The sequence below is a fragment of the Stenotrophomonas veracruzanensis genome, assembly GCF_032911525.1.
GTDB classification, from domain to species: domain Bacteria; phylum Pseudomonadota; class Gammaproteobacteria; order Xanthomonadales; family Xanthomonadaceae; genus Stenotrophomonas; species Stenotrophomonas africana.
On the sequence record NZ_JAWJTI010000016.1, the window covers coordinates 1 to 20,471 of the forward strand.

Consider the following 20,471-nt stretch of genomic DNA (forward strand, 5'->3'; position numbering starts at 1 on the left):
GTGGGGCGGTGTCGGAGTGCGGGGTGTCAGCCGCATGGATGCGGCTGCCAAGCCTCCAGGGACGGATTTACGGCGTCCCCGCACTCCGACACCGCCCCGCCACAATCCACGGAATGCACGCTGTTGCTGTTGCCGTTGCTCCGGCTCGTAGCGGGTGCAGGGCGCAGCCCTGCAAAGAACCCTACCCCCGTGGTCGACTGCGTGAGGGCACCAGTGCGAACGTATCCACCGCCAGCTTCTCGGCATGGTTCAACCACGCGCGGATCTCCAGATCATCCACTTCGTGATCCAGCCCGAACGACACGTTGATCTTGCCGTTGGCATCGGGCTGCACCCACTGCTGGGCCAGCACCACCTTGCGCTGCGAGGAAACTGCCTCGATCCAGAAACCACGATCCGGGCGCGTACTCGCCACCAGCTGCAGCATGTACTGGCCAGCGCGGGTACGGCGACCCTTCTGGGTGATCATGTGTGCCTGACGCACGCTCGGGCGCGGGCCCTGGAAAGGGTCCAGCGGTGCATCCACGGCGATGCCGCCACGCAGGTCGTTGTCGCGGTACAGCTTGATGCCGTTGTCGCGGTTGACCAGCAGGGCGCACCAGTCACCGTCGGCCGAGCCGTCCTCGAACGCGGTGCAACGGTCGACGTAGGCCAGGGTGTTGTCCGGGTTGGCATCATCGAACTGGCGCGAGGTGTTTTCCAGATACACGGACTTCAGGCCCCAGTCCTTGTCGTACTCCAGCAGCACCGGTGGCTGCACGTGCTGCAGACCGACCACCACCTGGTCATCGCCATCGATCTTCAGCTCGCGGGTCGGTTCACCCAGCCACAGCGAACGCGCGAAGGCCAGGTACTGCGGGTAATCGCGGCCGCCATCGCGCTGGGTGGCCACGCTGGCGCTGGGCGCGCGCTGGCTATCGATCAGCGAACGGCCAAAGCCCATCGTCTTCAGGTTCGGGTCCAGCAGGCTGAGCAGGGTCGCACCCGAATCCAGGGTGGTGCCGGCGTCGGCGTTGAGCTGCTGCGGGGCGATGCCGTCGCCCAGGAACAGCAGCAGGTTCTCGCGCTTCTGCCGGGTCAGGATGTGGGTCAGATCGTTGGGCATTGCCAGGTGATCGGAGGCGATCACGATCAGCGTGTCCTTGCCGTACGGGCTGGCCTGGATGCGCTGCACCAGCTGCGAGATCAGCCGGTCGCTGCACTTGAGCGCGTTGAGCATGTTGATGTTGCCGTACTGGCTCTGGTAGCGCTCGCCCTTGCACGACACGGGCAGGTGGCCGGCCGGATGGTGGGTGTCCATGGTGAGCGTGGTGAGCATGAACGGCGAGCCGGCGCGCGAGAGCTGTTCGAAGCGCTGGTAGGCGGTATCCAGCAGCACGTCGTCGTGCACGCCCCAGGCGGAGTAGTGGATGCGGCCGATCTTCTTCTGCTGCTTGAACCAGGCGAGGTCATGCACTTCATCGAAGCCGTGGCTGGCCAGGAACTGGCCCTTGCCGGCGAACTGGCCGTTGGCACCACCCAGATAGTGGTTGGTGTAGCCCTGCTGCTTCAGGTAGTCGCCCAGGCATACCGCCTTGGGCAGGAAGCTGCCCATGCGGTCCATGCTGTTCTCATCGCCCTGCGAAGTGGTCAGCGGTACGCCGCACATCGACGACACCAGGCCGGCGATGGTCCAGCCGCTGCCTTCGGCCGAGGCCAGCCCGCGCACGTCCAGCGACTTCGTGGCCAGGCGGTTGAGGTTGGGCATCAGGCCCGGGAACACGTTCTCGTCCAGGTAGGTGCGCTCCAGGCTTTCGCCATAGATCCAGACGATGTTGCGCGGGCGCTGCAGCGGCTGCGTCGGCACCTGGTATTCGGGGGCGATGCGAGCGAAGTCGACCGGGCGCAGCTGCTGGTAGAGGCGTTGGCCGTCGCGGGCCAGCGGGCTGATCAAGATCGTGGCCACCCACACGGCCGCGAAACCAGCAAACAACGCGCCACCGTGGCCGGGTCGCCGCCAGCGCTTCACCCGCGTGGCGAACAGTGGCAGCAGCGAGACCAGCGCCAGCACGATGAAGCCGGCGATATAGCTCTTGAAGTCGGAGATACCGGCGCCTTCCATGTCGGCGCCGAGGTGGTACAGGGTGGCAGCGTTGAGCCCATCACCGGACAGCTTGTCGATCAGCCACCACGCGCTGAGCATGAGCAGCAGCAGCGAGAACGCACCGGCCTTCCACCACACCCATTTGTCGGACGCGAGGAACAACCAGCACAGCAGCAACAACGACAGCAGCAGTATCCAGGGCATAGGCAGCTTCGGCAGTGACGGGGTGGTGGTGATGGACGTCGTACCGACGCGTGTCCATCCGACCGGCGCTGCCACAAGCACATGCACATGACAGGCCGATGACCCGATAGTGCATGCACGAACCTGACTGAAATGTTTGTTGAAATAACGCGCGCGAAATCGCGCTCAGAAGGTAAAACGAGCGTGAAAGGTGCCGTTGGATTGCATTAAAAACCGCATGAATACGAGTGTTTTCGTAGATTCGCTAGCGATGCCCACGCTCTTCGCGTGCCCGCGCACGACGGTCGAACAGCAATGCACTGGTCACGATGCCAAGGCCGAGCACCACGCCGATGAACAACAGAATCAGGGCGATGAGCGGGTAACCGAACAGGTGCCAGCCGGTGTCGATCTTCATCATCATTGCCGCGGCCATGATCAATGCCGCGCTGATGATGCCGGCTGCCACGCGGTTGGCGATCTTCTGCAGGTTCTCCATCAACCGTGATTCTTCCAGGCCGGTCACCTTCATCTGCAGGCGGTTCTCGGCCAGCAGCGCCATGATGTCCGACAGCTTGCGTGGCCCATCGCGCAGCAGCTGCTGCAACTCCATTGCCTCGCTGGCGAGGTTGGCGGCAGACAGCGATTTCTTCAGGCGTGCGCGCATCACGTGCTGCAGCTGGCGCTCGACGATGCGGCGGGTATCCAGGTCCGGTGCCAGCAAACGGCACACGGTTTCCAGATTGAGCAGCGCCTTGCCGAGCAGGCTCAGCTCCGGCGGGGTGCGCAGCCCGCAGGCGGTGGCGATGCGTACCATGTCCAGCACCACGCGGCCTTCGGAGAAACTGCCGCTGGCCGCGTAGCGTGCGATCAGCTGGCCGGTCTCGCGCAGGTAGCGCTCTTCGTCGAACGCCTCCAGCCGCGTGCTGATGCTGATCAGGTCATCGGCCACTTCCTCGCCACGGCCATCGACCGCCGCGAACAGGATCTTCAGCAGGCGCTCGCGCAGCCGTGGCGGCATGTGCGCGACCATGCCCAGGTCGAAGATTGCCAGCCGTCCATCAGGCATCACCCGAAGGTTGCCGGGGTGCGGGTCGGCGTGGATCTCGCCGTGCACGAAGATCTGGTCCAGGTAGCCGCGGATCAATGCCGCTGCCAATGGGTCCATCGATTGTTCGGTGCGGCGCACATCGGGAATCGCATCCACGCGCACGCCGGTGGCCAGTTCCATGGTCAATACGCGTTGGCTGCTGTAATCCCACAGCGGCTGCGGAATCCACAGGCGGCGGAATGGCTTCAGGTGCCGACCGAAACGCGCCAGATTCTCCGCCTCGGCGTGGTAGTCCAGCTCCTGCATCAGGGTCTTGGCGAATTCGTTGAGCCAGTCGCGCAGGCGCACGCGGCGACCGACTTGGGTCAGGTGATCGGCCGCCAGCGCGAAGCTGCGCAGTGCCTCCAGGTCCGAGCGCAGTTGTGCAGCCACTTCGGGCTTCTGCACCTTCACCGCCACCTGGCGGCCATCGTGCAGCACCGCCCGATGCACCTGCGCGATCGAGGCACAGCCCAGCGGCTCGGGATCGAACGCGGCGAACAGTTTGTTCACCGGCGCACCCAGCTCCTGTTCGACGATGGCATGGATGCGCTCGACCGGGATCGGCGCCACCTTTTCCTGCATGCGCTCCAGCGCGGTGGCGAACTCCACCGGCACCATGTCCGGGCGGGTGGACAGCATCTGGCCCAGTTTGACGAAGGTCGGCCCCAAGGCCTCCAGGTCGCTGACGAACTGCTCCGGATTGCCGTCGGCGGGCACGTCGGCCTGGTTGCTGGCGGCGTCCAGGTTCATGCCCGAGAACACGCCCGAATGGCGGTAGCGCATCAGCAGGCGCAGGATCTGGCTGCGCCGGTTCATGCCTTTGACCAGCGGGGGATTGCCATTGGCGGTGGGCGGATTGCTCAAGCGGAACTCCATGCGGCAAAGACAGGTAGCGCCGGCCGCTGGCCGGCAATGCCCGGATTCCGCAGTGTCGCCGGGGGGCGGTGGGCACGCGGTGAATCCGACGTCTTCCGCAGTCCACACCGGATCGGTCAGAATCCGCTCATTCCCTCTCTGGACTTCCCATGGCCGGTGCCAGCCTGTTCGCCCTGCTCGACGATATCGCCACCCTCCTCGACGATGTCTCGGTCCTGACCAAGGTCGCGGCGAAGAAAACCGCCGGCGTGCTGGGCGACGACCTGGCGCTGAACGCGCAGCAGGTCACCGGGGTCAACGCCAATCGTGAACTGCCGGTGGTGTGGGCGGTGGCCAAGGGCTCGCTGGTGAACAAGGTGATCCTGGTGCCGGCGGCATTGGCGATCAGCGCGCTGGAGGCCTGGCTGCACAGCCGCGGCTGGAACGTGCCGCTGATCGTGCCGCTGATGATGATCGGCGGCGCGTTCCTGTGCTTTGAGGGCGTTGAGAAACTGGCACATCGCTTCCTGCATTCGTCCGACGACGATGCCGAGCGCCAGGCCGAGCGGCGCAAGGCGCTGGCCGATACCCAGGTGGACATGGTGGCGTGGGAGAAGGACAAGGTAAAAGGCGCGATCCGCACCGACTTCATCCTCTCGGCCGAGATCATCGTGCTGACCCTGGGCGTGGTCGCCACCGCGTCGTTCACCAACCAGGTGGTCACGCTGGCCGTGGTGGCACTGGCGATGACGATCTTCGTCTATGGGCTGGTGGCGGGCATCGTGAAGCTGGATGACGTCGGCCTGTACCTGTCGCGCAAGGGCGGTGCCATCGCCGCCTTCGGTCGTGGCCTGGTGGCTTCGGCGCCGTGGCTGATGAAGTTCCTGTCGGTGGCCGGCACCATCGCCATGTTCCTGGTCGGCGGCGGCATCCTGGTGCACAACGTGCCGGCGCTGCACCACGCGGTGCAGGCGCTGGGCGGCGAAGGGCAGTGGGGCTGGTTGATCAGTGCTGCGGCCAACATGGTGGTCGGCATCATCGCCGGCGCCATCGTGCTGGCGGCGGTGACCGGGTTCCAGAAGCTGCGCGGCAAGTAGTCAGCGGCAGGTTCCCCGGTAGAGGCCGACCTTGGTCGGCGCTTTGTTTCCCACGCGTGCCAACCAAGGTTGGCACCTACCAAAGCGGTTTCCGGTGTACCGAAGAACTACCCCGCCTGCACCCGGTTCTTGCCTTGCCGCTTGGCTGCATACAGCGCGTCATCGGCGCGCCGCAGCAGGGTCTCGGTATCGTCGCCGGGCTGCCATTGCGCCAGCCCAGCGCTGAAGTGCACCGGCACGCGCTGGTCCTGCACGGTCAGCACGCGATGGGCCAGCGAGCGCTGCAGGCGCTGCACGGTGGCCATGCTGTCGGCACCCTGGGTTTTCGGCAGCACCAGCACGAACTCGTCGCCGCCCAGCCGTGCGATGCCGTCGGTGGCGCGCAGCAGCAGCTTGCACACGGCCACCAGATGTTGCAGCAGCGCATCACCGCCAGCGTGGCCATACGTATTGTTGGTCTGGTGGAAATCATCCAGGTCGATCACCGCCACGCCCAGCGGTGAGTTGTTGCGTGCGGCACGCGCCAGTTCACGCTGCAGCAGTTCGTCCAGGCCGCGACGGTTCAGTGCCTGGGTCAGCGGATCGACGCGCGCCAGGTCACCGGCGGCACGCAGCTCCTGTTCCAGCTCGGCGATGCGCCGTTCAGCGCGCTCCACTTCCTGCCGCGCGCTGGCCAGATGATCGCGTGCCTGCGCGGCCTGCTGCTGTACCTTGCCGGTGTCGCGCATCACGTCCTGCAGCAGCTGGTTGAGATCGGCGATGCTGCGCGCTTCGCGCAGCTGCAGTGCGTAGCTGCCGATGCGGTCGTGGTACTCACCGGTGCTGGTGGCCATGCCATCCATGCGCTCGATGAACTCGCCCATCAACCCGCGCATCGCCGCCTTCGAATCGTCGATGCCCTGGCGCAGCAAGCCCTGCTTGTAGATCACTTCGCGCAGTTCAGCGCGGGTACGCTCGACCGCTTCAGCTTCCAGCGGCCCGTCCAGCAGCTGGCGAACTGCGGCGATCTGGCCCTGCAGCCAGCTGCGGTCGTCCAGCAACTCACTCACGTTTTCCAACAGCAGCGCGAACAGCTCCAGCAGCAGTGCCTGCTGCTCCTGCCAGCTCTCGGCGCGCACGCCGACCTGGTGGCCGAGTTCGCGCACGCCCTGTTCGATCGGTTCCAGTGCGGTACCCGGCTGCCACTGGCGCAGGCGGGTTGCCAGCGCTTGTGCCTGCTCGCGCAGATCCGGGTCGTGCTGCAGCAGGGCCACCACGGCGCCACCCAGCAGCAGCCGCAGCTGCTCGGACAGGCGCAGGCTTTCCGGCTGCCCGTCCGGCGAATGCTGCTCGATGGTGCGGATGTACTTGTCGATCAACTGCCGCATGGCGCGCCCGTAGCGCGGCCAATCGGCGCTGGCCTGTGCCGATTGCAGGCGGTCGCCCATGTCGCCCAGTTCGCCGGGCAGGGTGGCCATGCCGTTGGCGAACGCCGCCAGCAGCGGCTCGGGCGCGTCGGCGCCGGCGAACAGCTGCTGCAGGGCCACGCCACCGCCGCCCTGCAATACCACGCGGTCGCCCAGCCCATCGTCCACCACCGCGCGCACGCGTGCCGGCGGCCCAAGGGCGGTACCGGGGGCAGGGCGGTGGTCGGGCTGGTCCGTCATGGAGCGAATCCTGGGGGCTGGCAGGGGCTGGTTCCAGCATATCGGCGCGGCCGCCGACGGCTTGAACGGCTAGGATGGGCGACAGAATGCCGCAGTGGAGGTGGTGATGCGCGTGATGTTGCTGGGGGCGACCGGCCTGGTCGGTGGGCTGACCCTGCCCAGGTTGTTGGGTGACCCACGCTGCAGCGCCGTGGTGGCGCCCACTCGCCGCCCGTTGGGCGCAACCGACGGGAAGCTGGAGAACCCGGTGCTGGCCTTCGATACGCTGCCCGCCGCAGCCGGGTGGGCGCGCGTGGACGCGGTCATCTGTGCGCTCGGCAGCACCATTGCCCAGGCTGGCAGCCGCGAGGCCTTCCATCGCATCGATCATGATTACCCGCTGGCGTTCGCCCAGCTGGCACAGGCGCAGGGTGCACAGACTTATGTGCTGAATTCCGCAGCCGGCGCCAACCCGCAGTCGTCGATCTTCTACAGCCGGGTGAAGGGTGAGTTGGAGCGCGATCTGCGCGCGCTGGGCTTCACCTCGTTGACCCTGGTTCGCCCCGGGCTGATCGGGGGCGAGCGCAACGAGGTGCGTCGCGGCGAGCGCCTGGCACTGACGGTGTTGGGTGCATTGGGGCCGGTGTTGCCACGGGCGTGGCGGATCAACCCGGCCAGCGAAATCGCCAAGGCACTGGTCGAGGCCGCGCTGGCCCCGCAACCGGGTGAGCACGTGGTGGCATCGAGCGCACTGGTCGGCTGATGTCGCGTGCGCTGCGCCTGACACAGCTTCAACAGCTGCTGCGCCGCCATCGACGGCCGGTGGCCGGGCAGGTGTTGGCCGACGCGCTGGGCATCAGTCTGCGCACGCTGTACCGCGATATCGAGACGCTGCGCGAGCAGGGCGCTGACCTGCGCGGCGAGGCCGGCGTCGGCTACCAGCTGGCGCCGAGCGATACCCTGCCACCGATGACGCTGCCACCCGCAGAGATCGATGCACTTGTGCTGGGCCTGCGCTGGGTTGCGGCGCGCACCGAGCCTGTGCTGGCCGAGGCCGCGCGTGATGCGTTGGCGCGGATCGCGCATGTGCTGCCTGTCGCGCGTCGCGAAGCCTTGCGTGACAGCGGCCTGCGCGTTGGCCCTTCGCGTGCGGCGACCAAGGTTCCCGCTGCGCGCCTGCAGGCCGTGCGCGAAGCAGTGGGTTCGCAGCAGCGCCTGAAGTTCGGTTACGAGGATGCGCAGGGCCAACGTACCGAGCGCATCGTCTGGCCGTTCGCGCTGGGCTACTTCGATGAAGTGCCGATGCTGGCGGCGTGGTGCGAGAGCCGCGAGGACTTCCGCCATTTCCGCCTGGACCGCATCCGCCAGGTGCGTGCACTGGAAGATCACTACCTCGTGCCGCGTGCCATCCTGCTGCGGCGTTGGCAGAAGGCGCAGGGCATCGCGCCGGACTGGTTGGATCGTTCGTAGCGTCGGGTTTGCCCGCCTGCTTCCGTGCTTCGCTTCCGGCTCCTGGGGGAGGGCGGCCTTTGCTCCTTGCTCCTGGTAGGGGTCGAGCTTGCTCGACCGCCTTTGATCTTCGCGAACATCAGTCGAGCAAGCTCGACCTCTATCAGGGCAAGGGCAACAGCAGTCGAGCAAGCTCGACATCTACCAGGGTAGAGGCAACAGCAGTCGAGCAAGCTCGACATCTACCAGAGCAGCGGCAACAGCAGTCGAGCATGCTCGACGCTACTGACAGAATCTGTCAGCAGGCCGGTACCACCATGAAGCCTCCCAACAACGGAGCTCCCCCATGTTCACGCCCAGCACCCTGCTGCAGTACGTGCGCGACGTCGCCGCCAGCGCCACTTTCTACAGCAGCATTCTCGGCAAGCCAGCGGTCGAGCAGTCGCCCGGCTTCGCTCTGTTCCTGCTCGGCGATGGCGCTGCGCTGGGCCTGTGGCAGCGCGACGACGTGCAGCCGCCGGTGTCCGCACAGGCCGGTGCCGCCGAACTGGCGATGGTGGTCGCCAACCCGGAGACCGTGCAGCAGATGCACGATGCGTGGCGCGCGCTCGGCGTGCGGATTCTGCAGGCACCGGCAACCCTGGAATTCGGCCACACCTTCGTTGGCGCTGATCCGGACGGCCATCGCCTGCGTGTGTACAGCCGCGCCGAGGGGTTGGTCGCGCGCGATTGATTCAGGGAGGGAGCCGGTACTGGCGGGCTCCTCGACCTACCCTTGCTTCTGTGCTGCTTCGATGACGATTGAAAATGTCTCGTCGTCTTCCGAATCCCACTCAATGGCCAGCTGGGCCAGCTCTGCGACCACATCGCGGCCGGGGTTGCACCGCCTGAGTTCCTTGATGAACTGCCGTATCTGACGGGGTGTCAGTTCACAACCTGGATAATCAAACAGATTGAGCGCGGCATCTGAAGAACGGTCCAGCAGTTCAGGTGCGAGGATGGAGTAGGCTTTGATGTAGCGGGAGAACGGAATATCCGACAGGAAGTTGTCCGTTGCAGTCATGATCGACGCATCATGTGGTGGGTCGCGAAGAAATTCCCTCATGACTGCCAGGACGACCTCTACTGACGGTGGTTTCGTCAGAGGCCGGTAGAAGTGGTCGGCGTATGCACAGCAGCCTTCGTGGGTGACCGCAGCATCCGATAGCGTTGCCAGCGTTGAGATCCAGACGTCAGCGTCCAGCGGCGTAGCCGGTTCGGCATCTCCTTGTTGATCGACATTGGGGATGACCGCCCGGACGAGGGGTTCACCGTTGCGCCATGACTGTAAACGTGTATCGATAATCGCGTACACCTGCTCCTGCTTGTCCCACATGGCGTCCGGTGAAGGCATGTCGCTTTGCGGAAAAACGGAGAAGAAGTCCGAGGAATAGGGGGCGCGTTTGCAGAGGTAGCGAACGGTAAACTCCAGCAATTCCGGGTCGAACGCAGATCCGGGAATCTCGTCCTGGAAAGCAGCTTTGATGCATGCCAAGGCATCCGCCAGTGAGGGGGCGGCTGCCACCGTAGACCCTACCGATGCGTCAAGGAGCGCGCGATTTCGAGCGAGCCAGCGCAGGAAGATGATGTCGAGAACCCAATTCCTGTCCGTGGGATCCTCATCCCTCGTCAGCAGTAATAAGAACGGGGAGGCACGGAAAATATCATCGCCCGCCTTCAGGATTTCTTCGATTGTGGGTGCTTTCTCCAGCATGGGAACTCGACGTCTCAAGAGAAGCTCAATGCTATCGAGCTGCTCTGGGGAATCCATGCAACTATTCTCAAAGTGCTCTCTTGCGCTCTCGACCGATCGACGGAGAGCCCTGTAGATCCACGCCATGCGTGGATGGAGCGCGACGGAGCAGGCACAAAAAAACGCCGGGCAATGCCCGGCGTTTCTCTAATTCATGTGCCAACCAAGGTTGGCACCCACCAGTCAGTTTCACGTGCCAACCAAGGTTGGCACCCACCGGTCAGGTGGCCGATCAGCTGGCCAGCGCCAGGTCGTCCATCATCGCGCGCAGGAAACGGGCTGCTTCGCCGCCGGTCGCCGCGCGGTGGTCGAAGGTGACCGACAGCGGGATCACCTTGTGTGCTTCCACGCCGCCCATCACCGGGGTCATCTGGTGGCGGGCACGGCCGGCACCGACGATGGCCACGCACGGCGGCACCACGACCGGGGTCGCGTAGCGGCCGGCGAACATGCCGAAGTTGGACAGCGAGATGGTGTAGCCGCTCAGTTCCGAGGCGGCGATCGAACGCGATTCCACCTGCTCGCGCAGGCGGTTGACGCCTTCGCGGATGCCACGTGCATCCAGCATGTCGGCATTGCGCAGGGCCGGCACGAACAGGCCGTCGTCGGTGTCCACGGCGATGCCGATGTCGACTTGGGCATGCAGGGTGCGGGTCAACGCTTCACCGTCGAACCAGGCGTTCATCGCCGGCACCTTCTGTGCGGCGACCACGATCGAACGCACCAGGCGCGCGGTGACGTCGTTGCCCGGCAGCCAGGCGTGGATGTCGGCGTCGTCGTTCAGCGTGGTCGGCACCACCTTGCTGTGCGCGTCGGCCATCACGCGGGCCATGTTGCGGCGCACACCCTTCAGCGGTTCCGGCTGGCCCTTGGCGACCACGCCCGGCGGCTGGGTGCGCATCGGCTTGCCAGTGGCGGACAGCGGGGTGCGGGCTTCGCTCTGCACCGGGGCAGACACCTGCGCCGGGGGCGGCGCGGCATACGCGGCGGCAGCGACCGGCGCCGGAGCAGCGCCGAGCTTGGCGCTGCCGTTGGCGGCGGCCTGCTTGACGTCGGCCATGGTCACGGCGCCATCGGTGCCGGTGGCCGGCACGCGGCTCAGGTCCACGCCCAGCTTGCGCGCCATCGCACGCACGGCCGGGACGGCCTTGACGCCACCGACGGCCAGCGCCTGTTCGGCGTGCACGGCGTTGGAGCTCTGCATGGCGCCGACCACGGTACCGGCGTCGTCACGCTCGGCGGCGGCCGGCTTGGCTTCCTCCGCAGCGACCGGCGCAGCCGGCAGCGGCGGCGGGGTCGGTGCGGCAGCCGGCGCCGCCGGTGCGGCGTGACCGTGGCTGTGGCCGGTGTCCTGGCCATCGGCGCGCTGCGGCAGGTTCGGGTCCAGTTCGAAGCTGGCCAGCACCGAGCCGGTCGGGATGATGTCGCCTGCGGCGCCGGACAGCTTCAGCACCTTGCCGGAGAACGGCGAGGGCACTTCGACGACGGCCTTGGCGGTCTCCATCGAGACCAGCGGCTCGTCCAGCTTGATCACATCGCCTTCCTTGACGAACCACTCGACGATGGTCGCGTCCGGCAGGCCTTCGCCCAGGTCGGGCAGGTTGAAGTTCTTGGTCTGGCTCATTTGCAGTTCTCTTCCAGCAGTTCCAGTTCGCGGGCCGGCAGCCAACCCGTCGCGCCATTGGCGCGCTCGGACCACCACCACCCGCCGTGTTCGTGATGAAGCTTCACCATCTCGCCGCTTTCCACATCCAGCTCGCGGGCGTCGTAGTCGCACAGGGCTTCGGCGCGACCCTCGTCCAGCAGCTGCAACCAGGCGATGGGCGCCCATCCAGCGCGCCCATCGTTGGTGCGTACCCAGGCAAACGCCGGCCATTCCTCGTCACGGACACCTACTTCGACGATCTGGCCGGTGTGGAACCGGAGCGGGTTGGGATACTGGCTGCGGTAAGCCCCCAGAAGGCGGGCCCGCATGTCAGCCGGCCGCCACCGCGCGCTTGGCCGCAGCCACGATCCGCTCAACGCTCGGCAGGTACTTCATTTCCAGGCGGAACAGCGGAATGTGGGTGTCGTAGCCAGTGACGCGCTCGACCGGGGCCAGCAGGTCGTAGATCGATTCCTCGGCCAGGCGCGCGGCGATCTCGGCGCCGAAGCCCGCGGTCTTCGGGGCCTCCTGCACGATCACGCAGCGGCCGGTCTTGGCCACCGATTCGGCGATGGTGGCGAAGTCCAGCGGACGCAGCGTGGCCACGTCGATGACTTCGGCACTGATGCCTTCACCGGCCAGCTTGTCGGCCGCTTCCAGCGCTTCCTTCACCTGCGCGCCCCAGGTCACCAGGGTCACGTCGGTGCCGTCGCGCAGCACGAAGCAGACGTCCAGCGGCAAGGCTTCGCCGTCGTTGACGACCACTTCCTTGTACTGGCGGTAGATGCGCTTGGGCTCCATGTAGATCACCGGATCCGGCTCGCGGATCGCGGCCAGCAGCAGGCCGTAGGCACGCTGCGGCGACGACGGCAGCACCACGCGCAGGCCCGGCACGTTGGTGAAGATCGCCTCGTTGGCTTCGCTGTGGTGTTCCGGCGCGCGGATGCCGCCGCCCCACGGCACGCGCAGCACCATCGGGCAGTGCAGACGGCCACGGGTGCGGTAACGCAGCCGGGCGGCGTGGCAGACGATATGGTCGACCATCGGGTACATGAAGCCATCGAACTGGGCTTCGGCCACCGGCTTCATGCCCTGCGCGGCAAGACCAATCGTCAGGCCGGCGATGGTGGTTTCGTCCAGCGGGGTGTCGAGGATGCGCTCGGAGCCGAAGCGCTGCTGCAGGCCGGCGGTGGCGCGGAACACGCCGCCGTTGACGCCCACGTCTTCGCCCAGCACCAGCACCGACGGGTCGTGTTCCAGCTCCCAGGCCAACGCCTGGGTGATGGCTTCGATGAGGGTGATCGGGGTGGTGGTCATGCTCTCTTCTCCGCGCGCGACCGCAGCGCTGTCGGCGGCGTTGGTGTGCGCGCCGGGCGCGCCGTTCTTGATCTCATCCATGGCGCTTCTCCAGGGCGATCGCCTGGGCACGCTGGGCCAGCAGGTCCGGCGGCGGATCGGCATACAGGAAGTCGAACATCGCCTCGACCGGCTGCACCGGCGTGTTGAGGTACAGGTTCACTTCCTCGTCCACGCGCGTGCCGCACTCGGCGACCCAGGCGGCTTCCTCGTCTTCGCTCCACACACCGGCGTTGATCAGGTACTTGCGCAGGCGCAGCATCGGCTCGCGCTGCCACGCGTCCTTCACTTCAGCGTCGTCGCGGTAGCGGCGCGCGTCATCGGCGGTGGTGTGGTCGGACAGGCGGTAGGTCATCAGTTCCAGCACGGTGCCACCGTCGCCGGCCAGCGCACGTTCGCGCGCCTGCTCCATTGCCGCCAGCACCGCGATCAGGTCGTTGCCGTCCACCTGCAGGCAGTGCAGGCCGCCGGCCAGGCCCTTCTGCGCCAGCGTTTCGGCACCGGTCTGGGCCGAACGCGGAACCGAGATGGCCCAGCCGTTGTTGACGATGCACAGGATCAGCGGGAGCTTGTAGGCGCCGGCCGAATTCAGTGCCGCGTAGAAGTCGGTCTTGGAGCTGCCGCCGTCGCCGCACACGGCCACCGCGATCTGCGCTTCCTTGTTGAGCTTGAACTTCAGCGCCGCGCCCGCGGCATGCAGGCACTGGGTGGAGATCGGCACGCAGAACGGGAAATCCTTGGCCGCGTTGCCGCCGTAATCATTGCCGCGTTCGTCGCCGCCCCAGTACATCAGCACGTCGTGCGGGCGCACGCCACGCATGAACATCGCGCCATACTCGCGGTACGAAGGTGCGAACACGTCGTCCTTCTGCATCGCAGCGCCGATACCCACGTGCGCGGCTTCGTGGCCCAGGCAGGCGGCATAGGTGCCGAGCTTGCCGGTGCGCTGCAGCGCGATGGATTTGCTGTCGAACGTACGTACGAACAGCATCTGCTTGAACAGCGGTACCAGGACCTTGGGGTCGCGCAGCGACGCGGGCAGGTCATCGCGGACGAGCGTGCCGTCCGTATCCAGGTACTGCAGGTATTCGATCTTGAATTCAGCGGCAACCGTCATTGCGTACTGCACCTTCGACAGAGAAGTTACAAATGATATGAATCGCCATGTTAAGGAACGCGTACGGAATAGCCTTCCTGCGCCGCAACACGGCGATTCCCCGTTTTACCCCTGCCGGCGGGTGGGGGGCCAATAACAACAACGTATTCAGTCGTTGCTGCAAAGCATCAGAATACGCTTCTGGCTGACCGCCAGTACAACGGCGTGGACGGTTCCACGCGCAGGCCCGGGATCGGCCGATGCTCCACGGCCAACCGCACGCCCGGGTATGGACCCGGCGGCTGCCAGCGCGGCGGCAACGCGCTACCCTTGCCGCCCCCGATCTGGTCCCGCCCATGTCCGTCGACAACAACCAACGCGATCTCGAAGCCGGCATCCACACCGACCTGCAGGGACGCCTGACCTACGGCGGCTACCTGCGGCTGGACCAGCTGCTCAGTGCGCAGCAGCCGCTGTCCAACCCGCCGCACCATGACGAGATGCTCTTCATCATCCAGCACCAGACCTCGGAGCTGTGGCTGAAGCTGCTGGGCCATGAGCTGCGTGCCGCAATCGGCTTCCTGCAGCGCGATGAAGTCTGGCAGTGCCGCAAGGTGCTGGCGCGCAGCAAGCAGGTGCTGCGCCAGCTGACCGAGCAGTGGTCGGTGCTGGAAACGCTGACGCCGTCCGAGTACATGGGCTTCCGCGACGTGCTGGGCCCGTCGTCGGGCTTCCAGTCGCTGCAGTACCGCTACATCGAGTTCCTGCTGGGCAACAAGAACGCGCAGATGCTGCAGGTGTTCGAGCACGATGCGGCCGGGCAGGCGCAGCTGCGCACCGTGCTGGAGGCGCCCAGCCTGTACGAGGAATTCCTGAAGTACCTGGCCCGCTTCGGCCATGCCGTGCCGGCGGTCTACGAGGCCCATGACTGGACCCAGCCGCACGTGGCCGACGACGCACTGCAGCCAGTCTTCGAGCGCATCTACCAGGACACCGACCGCTACTGGCGCGAATACGCGCTGTGCGAGGACCTGGTGGACCTGGAGACCGCCTTCCAGCTGTGGCGATTCCGACACATGCGCACGGTGATGCGGGTGATCGGCTTCAAGCGCGGCACCGGTGGCTCGTCCGGCGTGGGCTTCCTGGCCAAGGCATTGGAGCTGACTTTCTTCCCCGAACTGTTCCAGGTGCGCACCAGCCTGCAGGCCGCGCCCCCGGCAGAGCTGGGCTGACCCCCCCCATTCAGCTTGGATCCCGGCCGGCGGCTGGATCGTTTCAGATGCAAGTTCAGGGAGCAGGCTGCCACCTGCCTCAAACGGCGTGTATTTGACGTGAACGCCAGAAGTCGGTGATCCTCGCGCGTTGCTCCAACTGCACACCGGACGTGCTCGTCATCCACCGAACCAGGAAATCCGCATGAGCCTAAACGCCACTGCGAACACCCCAGAGCCGGCGCTGCCGGACTTCAAGACCACGATGGGCCATCCGCGTCCGTTGTGGATGCTGTTCATGACCGAGTTCTGGGAGCGCTTTGCGTTCTATGGCATCCGCTGGGCCTTGGTGCTGTACATCGTTGCCCAGTTCTACAACGGCAGCGCTGCCGGTGAAGGCGACGCCAGCCGCATCTACGGCGCCTACCTGGCCCTGGTGTATGCCGCAGCGATCTTCGGCGGCTACGTGGCCGACCGGGTACTGGGCTACCAGCGCTCGATCCTGACCGGCGCGATCATCATGGCCGCTGGCCTGTTCATGATCTCGCTGCCGCAGGAGCACATCTTCAAGCTCGGCCTGGCCACGATCATCGTCGGCAACGGCCTGTTCAAGCCGAACATCTCGACCATGGTCGGCAAGCTGTACGGCCTGAAGGACGAGCGCCGCGACTCGGGCTTCACCATCTTCTACATGGGCATCAACATCGGCGCGATGATCGCCCCGGTGCTGACCGAGTACCTGGCCCGCAAGGTCTTCGGTACCGATGCAATGCCGTCCTACAAGGTCGTGTTCATCGCCTCCGGCGTAGGCATGCTGATCTCGCTGGTGTGGTTCTACATCGGTCGCGCCGGCCTGAAGGGCATCGGTGCACCGCCGGCCGGTGCTGAAGGTTTCGGCCGCATCATCATGGTGCTGGTCGGTGCCGTGGTCGCCATCCCGGTTGCGTACTTCCTGCTGGCCACCGGCGCCACCGCGTTGGCCTGGATCCTGGGCGCGATGTTCACCGCGCTGGCCATCCTGCTGCTGGTCGAGGGCATCCGCGAGGGCAAGGTGCAGCGCGACCGCGTGATCGCGATGCTGATCATCTTCGCCTTCAACGTGATGTTCTGGATGTTCTTCGAACAGGCCGGCAGCTCGTTCACCTTCCTGGCCGAGAACATCGTCAACCGCCAGATGGGTGACTGGACGTTCCCGACCGCGTGGTTCCAGTCGGTCAACTCGGTGGCGATCATCACCCTGGCCCCGATCATCGCCTGGATCTGGGTGGCCCTGGGCCGCGCCAATCCGTCCATTCCGCGCAAGTTCGGCCTGGGCCTGCTGTTCAACGGCGCCGCCTTCGCCCTGCTGATGTTCGCCCTGTCGCAGATGGTCGTGGACGGCAAGATCCCGTTCTGGACCCTGTTCATGGTCTATGTCATCCAGTCGGTGGGTGAGCTGTGCCTGTCGCCGATCGGCCTGTCGATGGTCACCAAGCTGGCCCCGGTGCGTCTGGTCGGCTTCGGCATGGGTGGCTGGTTCCTGTCCACCGGCATCGGCAACAACCTGTCGGGCATCTTCGCTGGCGTGGTCAGTGGTGAAGGTGGCATGACGGTCGAGTCGGCCCTGAAGGGGTATACCTTCGGGTTCTGGGCCCTGATCGGCTCCGGCGTGGTGCTGTTCCTGGTTGCCCCGCTGATCAACAAGCTGATGCACGGCGTCAAGTAATGATGAGAGGGTAGAAGGCATGCGTAGCAAGCTCGGTACTGCGGTAGTGGTGGTCTGTGCGGCGCTGATCGGCGCCTGTTCCCAACCGCAACCGCCTGCCGCCGCCGAGCCTACGCAGCCCCTGGATACCCGACCCACCGAGCCACCGGTCGCTGACCCCAGCGAACCGGTGGCCTCGGGCAACACCCCGGTGGCGGCGGATATCGCCGCCATCGCCGGGCTCGGCGCGCAGTTCGACCCGGCCCGCGACCCCGCCGACGATCTGGCCACCGCCAAGGTGGAAGCCCAGCGCGGCAAGAAGCGTATCCTGCTCGAGGTCGGCAACGCCGCCTGCGATCGCTGCCGGGCGCTGGACGAGGTGGTGGAAGGCAACGGCGACCTGCGCCGCTTCCGCGACGCCCACTACGTGTGGGTGAAGGTCAACGCCAGCGACGAACAACCCAACACCGCCTTCTTCGCCCAGTTCCCGATGATGGAGCGCGACTACCCGTACCTGCTCGTGCTCGATGCCGATGGCGGACTGCTGGTATCGCAGGCCACCGGAGAGCTGCGCAAGGGCGAAGCCTTCCAGCCCGCGCGCGTGACCGCGTTCCTCAAGCAGTGGGCACCTGACAAACCGGAATAGGGGTAGTGCCGGCCGCTGGCCGGCATGCTCGGGTGGGTGCCGACCGCTGGCCGCCAACCCCGGTGGATGCCGACCGTTGGTCGGCATGCTCGGGTGGGTGCCGACCGCTGGCCGCCAACTCCGGTGGGTGCCGACCGTTGGTCGGCACTGTGGCGCATCCGCGCCTCGCGCGGATCTACTGCGCGCGCCGTCACACTCTTCGAATCGGCGTCTCAACTTCACTGCATGTACGCCGTTACCGGCAAGGACCTCAGTCGACGCCCCGTCGACGCAACCTACCGGAACGCCCATGCACAGCGACCACGCCGAACGACTGCCCGAACCTGCCAGCAACCTGGCCGAGGCTGGGGCAGGCGAGGGCGTGACCCTGCCGCCGCAGGAGGCCCTGCTGGATGACGCCGGTACCGGCGAGGAAACCGTCGAACTGGCGCCGCCGCGCCACCGCCTGCCGCAGATCGCGCTGCCCGACAACGTAGTGCTGAAAGGTGCGGTGCAGAAGCTGGTCGAACAGAAGGCGCGTCTTGATGCGCTGGCCGCCGACGGCCAGCTGGCCGGGTTGCTGCCACCGGAATGGCAGGGCCATGGCGTGCGCGCGATCGAACTGTCCACCTTCATCCAGGGCGTGCTGCCGTTCCTGCAGCCAGGCGAGCGTGGCGAGACCGCGCCGGCGCGGCTGCCAGTGCGCCACGTGCTCGGTGACGACAGCCGCTGGGGCCTGGAGGATGTCGCCGAACCGAAATCGCTGGCCTGGTACCTGGCCAGTGACGAACGCGCCACCGCCGGCAGCAAGGACGTGGCCGAGGCGTATCTGGTGGGGGCACTCGGCCTGGCGTGGATGCAGGAAGGGCGCAGCCGCCCGGGTTTCCTGCGTGCGATGGGCCAGGACAGCCTGGCGGCGCGGGTGACCATGCTCGGCTATCCGCCGGCCAACGAACTGGCGCTGTACAGCGTCACCGCGCACGGCCAGCCGCAGATCTGGTGCGTGCATGGTCGCCGCCGCATGCGCCCGTTGGTAGCGCCGTGGCTGAGCGTGCCGGTGCTGACCGCCTACGGCGTGCCGGCGCCGGTTGCGTGGCCGTCCAGTTTCCCGCCGGTGGAGGCCGTGGCCGAGCTGCTGGCGACCGCACGCCAGGGGCGCGCGCTGCCGGAGGTAGATCTGGGCAGGGCCGTGGCGAAGATCGCCGAAGAGGCCGCCTCGGAAGCCTGGCAGCCGGTCAGCCTGCTGCAGCTCAACACCTGGTCACCGCGTTGGCACTTCTTCCTGGGCACCTTCGTCGGCCTGCCGTCGCTGCTGCTCGTAGCTGCCGCGCTGGCGTTGCCGGGGGCGGTCGAAGCGGCCACGGTTGCCGCCTCGCTCGGCTTCGCCGGCGGTGCCATTGCCGCACTGGCGGTGCCGTGGATCCATGCGCGCCGCAAGCATCTGAGTTGAGGCGTGGGCGCCATCCACGCAGGGCGTGAATCTACGGAGGGCTGGGTGCCGCGGTCTGCAACTGTTGCCGGGCCCGCTCCATGGCGGTCTGCAATCTTTGCTTGAGGACCTCACGAGAGGGCAGGGTGGTCAGGTATTCCGCAACATGGATGCCTGACCGGTCCAGCTCCAGCAATTCGATCTGGCCGGCCTTCTTCCCTGTGCAGAGGATGATGCCCAACGGCGCTTGCTCGCCGTCCTCACGTTCGTAGCGGTCCAGCCATCGCAGATAGAGTTCCATCTGCCCTTTGTAGGCGGGCTTGAACTCGCCGATCTTCAGCTCGATGGCGATCAGCCTGCGCAGACGCCGGTTGTAGAACAGCAGGTCCAGGTGGAAGTCATCACCGTCGATCTGGATGCGCTTCTGGCGGGCGACGAAACTGAAACCCGTGCCAAGTTCGAGCAGGAAGCCCTGCATCTCGCGAAGGATCGCGCTTTCAAGGTCCTGCTCGTCCCAGCTGTCCCTCAGGCCAAGGAAATCCAGTACGTAGGGATCACGCAGTACCAGCCCCGGAGACAGCTGCTGGTTGCCGCGCAGTGCTGCCAACTCATCGGCGATGGTCTGCTCTGGTTGACTGGAAAGCGCCGTGCGCTCGTACAGCATCGAATCGATGCGTTGGCGCAATGTGCGCACACTCCAGCCCTCGGTGGCGGCCATCTGCGCATAGAAGTCGCGCTTGAGCGGATCCGCCAGTGGGATCAGCGCGATGAAGTGGGTCCAGCTCAATTGTCGTATCAGCGATACGACAATCTGCTCATCTGCAAATGCGGTGGAGAACTGCACCATCCGGCGCAGGCTCTTCTCACCGAAGGAGGTACCGAATTCGGTCGTCAGCGCCTTTGCTATCCGGGTGAAGAGGACCTCTCCGTAGCGCGCACGTCGCCCAGCCATCTGGTCCACATGGATGCGACGCCCGATTCGCCAGTACAACAGAGTGAGCTCGGCGTTGATGGCCCTGTGCATCCTGTTGCGCGCCGCGCAGATCAGCTCTCTGAGATCGGCCAGCAATTCCTGGCCATGCGGCAGCGTTGAACGCGAGTCATCCATGAGGGAGCCCGTCCGATGTGGATCCATGGCCGGGCTGATACCCGTTGAACGTTTACCGTCAGGCCGTACACACGGACAGTCCAATAGGAGAATCCACTGGATCAGCCCCTTTCGATACACCAGCCTCGCGGAAACGGGCC

General features: G+C 66.1%; 16 protein-coding genes and 1 pseudogene. 8 read left to right on the forward strand and 9 right to left on the reverse strand.

Going from position 1 to position 20,471, the window contains the following annotated elements; genetic code table 11:
• Nucleotides 1-181 precede the first annotated feature (181 nt).
• Both R1H25_RS11780 and R1H25_RS11785 read right to left on the reverse strand, forming a co-directional pair.
• Nucleotides 182-2,287: a phosphoglycerol transferase I gene (locus R1H25_RS11780; RefSeq protein ID WP_317223667.1), complete on the reverse strand. Its 2,106-nt coding sequence runs from the start codon at nt 2,285-2,287 to the stop codon at nt 182-184.
• Nucleotides 2,288-2,531: 244 nt separating this feature from the next.
• A pseudogene (locus tag R1H25_RS11785) lies at nt 2,532-4,178 on the reverse strand (ABC1 kinase family protein); the annotation flags it as partial.
• Between the two features lie 206 nt (nt 4,179-4,384).
• Here R1H25_RS11785 and R1H25_RS11790 point away from each other — a divergent pair.
• On the forward strand, nt 4,385-5,311 hold the full coding sequence (locus R1H25_RS11790) for a DUF808 domain-containing protein (RefSeq protein ID WP_049445460.1): 927 nt from the start codon (nt 4,385-4,387) through the stop codon (nt 5,309-5,311).
• A 107-nt stretch (nt 5,312-5,418) separates the two neighbouring features.
• On the opposite strand, the gene R1H25_RS11795 is transcribed toward R1H25_RS11790, so the two are convergent.
• The gene (locus R1H25_RS11795) at nt 5,419-6,957 is read right to left on the reverse strand and encodes a diguanylate cyclase domain-containing protein (RefSeq protein ID WP_317223668.1); all 1,539 of its coding nucleotides are present in this window, start codon (nt 6,955-6,957) and stop codon (nt 5,419-5,421) included.
• A gap of 106 nt (nt 6,958-7,063) precedes the next feature.
• Here R1H25_RS11795 and R1H25_RS11800 point away from each other — a divergent pair, with 106 nt between their 5' ends.
• The 3 genes from R1H25_RS11800 to R1H25_RS11810 all read left to right on the forward strand — a co-directional run bounded on the left by R1H25_RS11800 (nt 7,064) and on the right by R1H25_RS11810 (nt 9,118).
• Nucleotides 7,064-7,699, forward strand: coding sequence for an NAD-dependent dehydratase (locus tag R1H25_RS11800; RefSeq protein WP_317223669.1), 636 nt, complete (start codon nt 7,064-7,066; stop codon nt 7,697-7,699).
• Nucleotides 7,699-8,406 carry a YafY family protein gene (locus R1H25_RS11805; RefSeq protein WP_317223670.1) on the forward strand — a complete coding sequence of 236 codons (708 nt, stop codon included), beginning with the start codon at nt 7,699-7,701 and terminating at the stop codon, nt 8,404-8,406. The genes R1H25_RS11800 and R1H25_RS11805 overlap by 1 nt, the downstream gene beginning before the upstream one ends.
• A gap of 325 nt (nt 8,407-8,731) precedes the next feature.
• A complete protein-coding gene (locus R1H25_RS11810; RefSeq protein WP_317223671.1) occupies nt 8,732-9,118 on the forward strand; it encodes a VOC family protein in 387 nt (128 codons plus the stop codon).
• A gap of 36 nt (nt 9,119-9,154) precedes the next feature.
• Here R1H25_RS11810 and R1H25_RS11815 read toward each other — a convergent pair whose 3' ends face one another.
• From R1H25_RS11815 to pdhA, 5 genes are all read right to left on the reverse strand, one after another.
• A complete protein-coding gene (locus tag R1H25_RS11815; protein WP_317223672.1) occupies nt 9,155-10,195 on the reverse strand; it encodes a hypothetical protein in 1,041 nt (346 codons plus the stop codon).
• Nucleotides 10,196-10,409: 214 nt separating this feature from the next.
• The gene (locus R1H25_RS11820; RefSeq protein ID WP_317223673.1) at nt 10,410-11,801 is read right to left on the reverse strand and encodes a dihydrolipoamide acetyltransferase family protein; all 1,392 of its coding nucleotides are present in this window, start codon (nt 11,799-11,801) and stop codon (nt 10,410-10,412) included.
• Nucleotides 11,798-12,151 carry an SH3 domain-containing protein gene (locus R1H25_RS11825; RefSeq protein ID WP_005411349.1) on the reverse strand — a complete coding sequence of 118 codons (354 nt, stop codon included), beginning with the start codon at nt 12,149-12,151 and terminating at the stop codon, nt 11,798-11,800. Before R1H25_RS11825 ends, R1H25_RS11820 begins: the two co-directional genes overlap by 4 nt.
• A gap of 1 nt (nt 12,152) precedes the next feature.
• The gene (locus R1H25_RS11830) at nt 12,153-13,220 is read right to left on the reverse strand and encodes an alpha-ketoacid dehydrogenase subunit beta (RefSeq protein WP_019338598.1); all 1,068 of its coding nucleotides are present in this window, start codon (nt 13,218-13,220) and stop codon (nt 12,153-12,155) included.
• Complete coding sequence (gene pdhA / locus R1H25_RS11835; RefSeq protein WP_049448461.1) at nt 13,213-14,295, reverse strand: pyruvate dehydrogenase (acetyl-transferring) E1 component subunit alpha; 1,083 nt, start codon at nt 14,293-14,295, stop codon at nt 13,213-13,215. The genes R1H25_RS11830 and pdhA overlap by 8 nt, the downstream gene beginning before the upstream one ends.
• Before the next feature lie 335 nt (nt 14,296-14,630).
• Between pdhA and R1H25_RS11840 the strand changes: the two genes are divergently transcribed.
• The 4 genes from R1H25_RS11840 to R1H25_RS11855 all read left to right on the forward strand — a co-directional run bounded on the left by R1H25_RS11840 (nt 14,631) and on the right by R1H25_RS11855 (nt 19,244).
• Entirely contained in the window at nt 14,631-15,506 is an 876-nt protein-coding gene (locus tag R1H25_RS11840) for a tryptophan 2,3-dioxygenase (protein WP_057501380.1), read from the forward strand.
• Nucleotides 15,507-15,690: 184 nt separating this feature from the next.
• Nucleotides 15,691-17,190 (forward strand): peptide MFS transporter, encoded by a 1,500-nt coding sequence (locus tag R1H25_RS11845; protein WP_317223674.1) that lies wholly within the window; start codon nt 15,691-15,693, stop codon nt 17,188-17,190.
• 19 nt (nt 17,191-17,209) lie between these two features.
• On the forward strand, nt 17,210-17,815 hold the full coding sequence (locus tag R1H25_RS11850) for a thioredoxin family protein (protein WP_057501378.1): 606 nt from the start codon (nt 17,210-17,212) through the stop codon (nt 17,813-17,815).
• Nucleotides 17,816-18,104: 289 nt separating this feature from the next.
• A complete protein-coding gene (locus tag R1H25_RS11855) occupies nt 18,105-19,244 on the forward strand; it encodes a hypothetical protein (protein ID WP_317223675.1) in 1,140 nt (379 codons plus the stop codon).
• 31 nt (nt 19,245-19,275) lie between these two features.
• On the opposite strand, the gene R1H25_RS11860 is transcribed toward R1H25_RS11855, so the two are convergent.
• The gene (locus R1H25_RS11860) at nt 19,276-20,331 is read right to left on the reverse strand and encodes a PDDEXK nuclease domain-containing protein (RefSeq protein ID WP_317223676.1); all 1,056 of its coding nucleotides are present in this window, start codon (nt 20,329-20,331) and stop codon (nt 19,276-19,278) included.
• Nucleotides 20,332-20,471 lie beyond the last annotated feature (140 nt).

Bases quoted from the DNA above. Each gene is read 5' to 3' on its own strand.
- R1H25_RS11800 (WP_317223669.1), top strand. From the start codon at position 7,064: ATGCGCGTGATGTTGCTGGGGGCGACCGGCCTGGTCGGTGGGCTGACC.
- R1H25_RS11830 (WP_019338598.1), bottom strand. From the start codon at position 13,220: ATGGATGAGATCAAGAACGGCGCGCCCGGCGCGCACACCAACGCCGCC.
- R1H25_RS11815 (WP_317223672.1), bottom strand. From the start codon at position 10,195: ATGGATTCCCCAGAGCAGCTCGATAGCATTGAGCTTCTCTTGAGACGT.
- R1H25_RS11780 (WP_317223667.1), bottom strand. From the start codon at position 2,287: ATGCCCTGGATACTGCTGCTGTCGTTGTTGCTGCTGTGCTGGTTGTTC.
- R1H25_RS11825 (WP_005411349.1), bottom strand. From the start codon at position 12,151: ATGCGGGCCCGCCTTCTGGGGGCTTACCGCAGCCAGTATCCCAACCCG.
- R1H25_RS11810 (WP_317223671.1), top strand. From the start codon at position 8,732: ATGTTCACGCCCAGCACCCTGCTGCAGTACGTGCGCGACGTCGCCGCC.
- R1H25_RS11855 (WP_317223675.1), top strand. From the start codon at position 18,105: ATGCACAGCGACCACGCCGAACGACTGCCCGAACCTGCCAGCAACCTG.
- R1H25_RS11840 (WP_057501380.1), top strand. From the start codon at position 14,631: ATGTCCGTCGACAACAACCAACGCGATCTCGAAGCCGGCATCCACACC.
- R1H25_RS11805 (WP_317223670.1), top strand. From the start codon at position 7,699: ATGTCGCGTGCGCTGCGCCTGACACAGCTTCAACAGCTGCTGCGCCGC.
- R1H25_RS11790 (WP_049445460.1), top strand. From the start codon at position 4,385: ATGGCCGGTGCCAGCCTGTTCGCCCTGCTCGACGATATCGCCACCCTC.
- R1H25_RS11850 (WP_057501378.1), top strand. From the start codon at position 17,210: ATGCGTAGCAAGCTCGGTACTGCGGTAGTGGTGGTCTGTGCGGCGCTG.
- R1H25_RS11845 (WP_317223674.1), top strand. From the start codon at position 15,691: ATGAGCCTAAACGCCACTGCGAACACCCCAGAGCCGGCGCTGCCGGAC.
- R1H25_RS11795 (WP_317223668.1), bottom strand. From the start codon at position 6,957: ATGACGGACCAGCCCGACCACCGCCCTGCCCCCGGTACCGCCCTTGGG.
- R1H25_RS11820 (WP_317223673.1), bottom strand. From the start codon at position 11,801: ATGAGCCAGACCAAGAACTTCAACCTGCCCGACCTGGGCGAAGGCCTG.
- R1H25_RS11860 (WP_317223676.1), bottom strand. From the start codon at position 20,331: ATGGATGACTCGCGTTCAACGCTGCCGCATGGCCAGGAATTGCTGGCC.
- pdhA (WP_049448461.1), bottom strand. From the start codon at position 14,295: ATGACGGTTGCCGCTGAATTCAAGATCGAATACCTGCAGTACCTGGAT.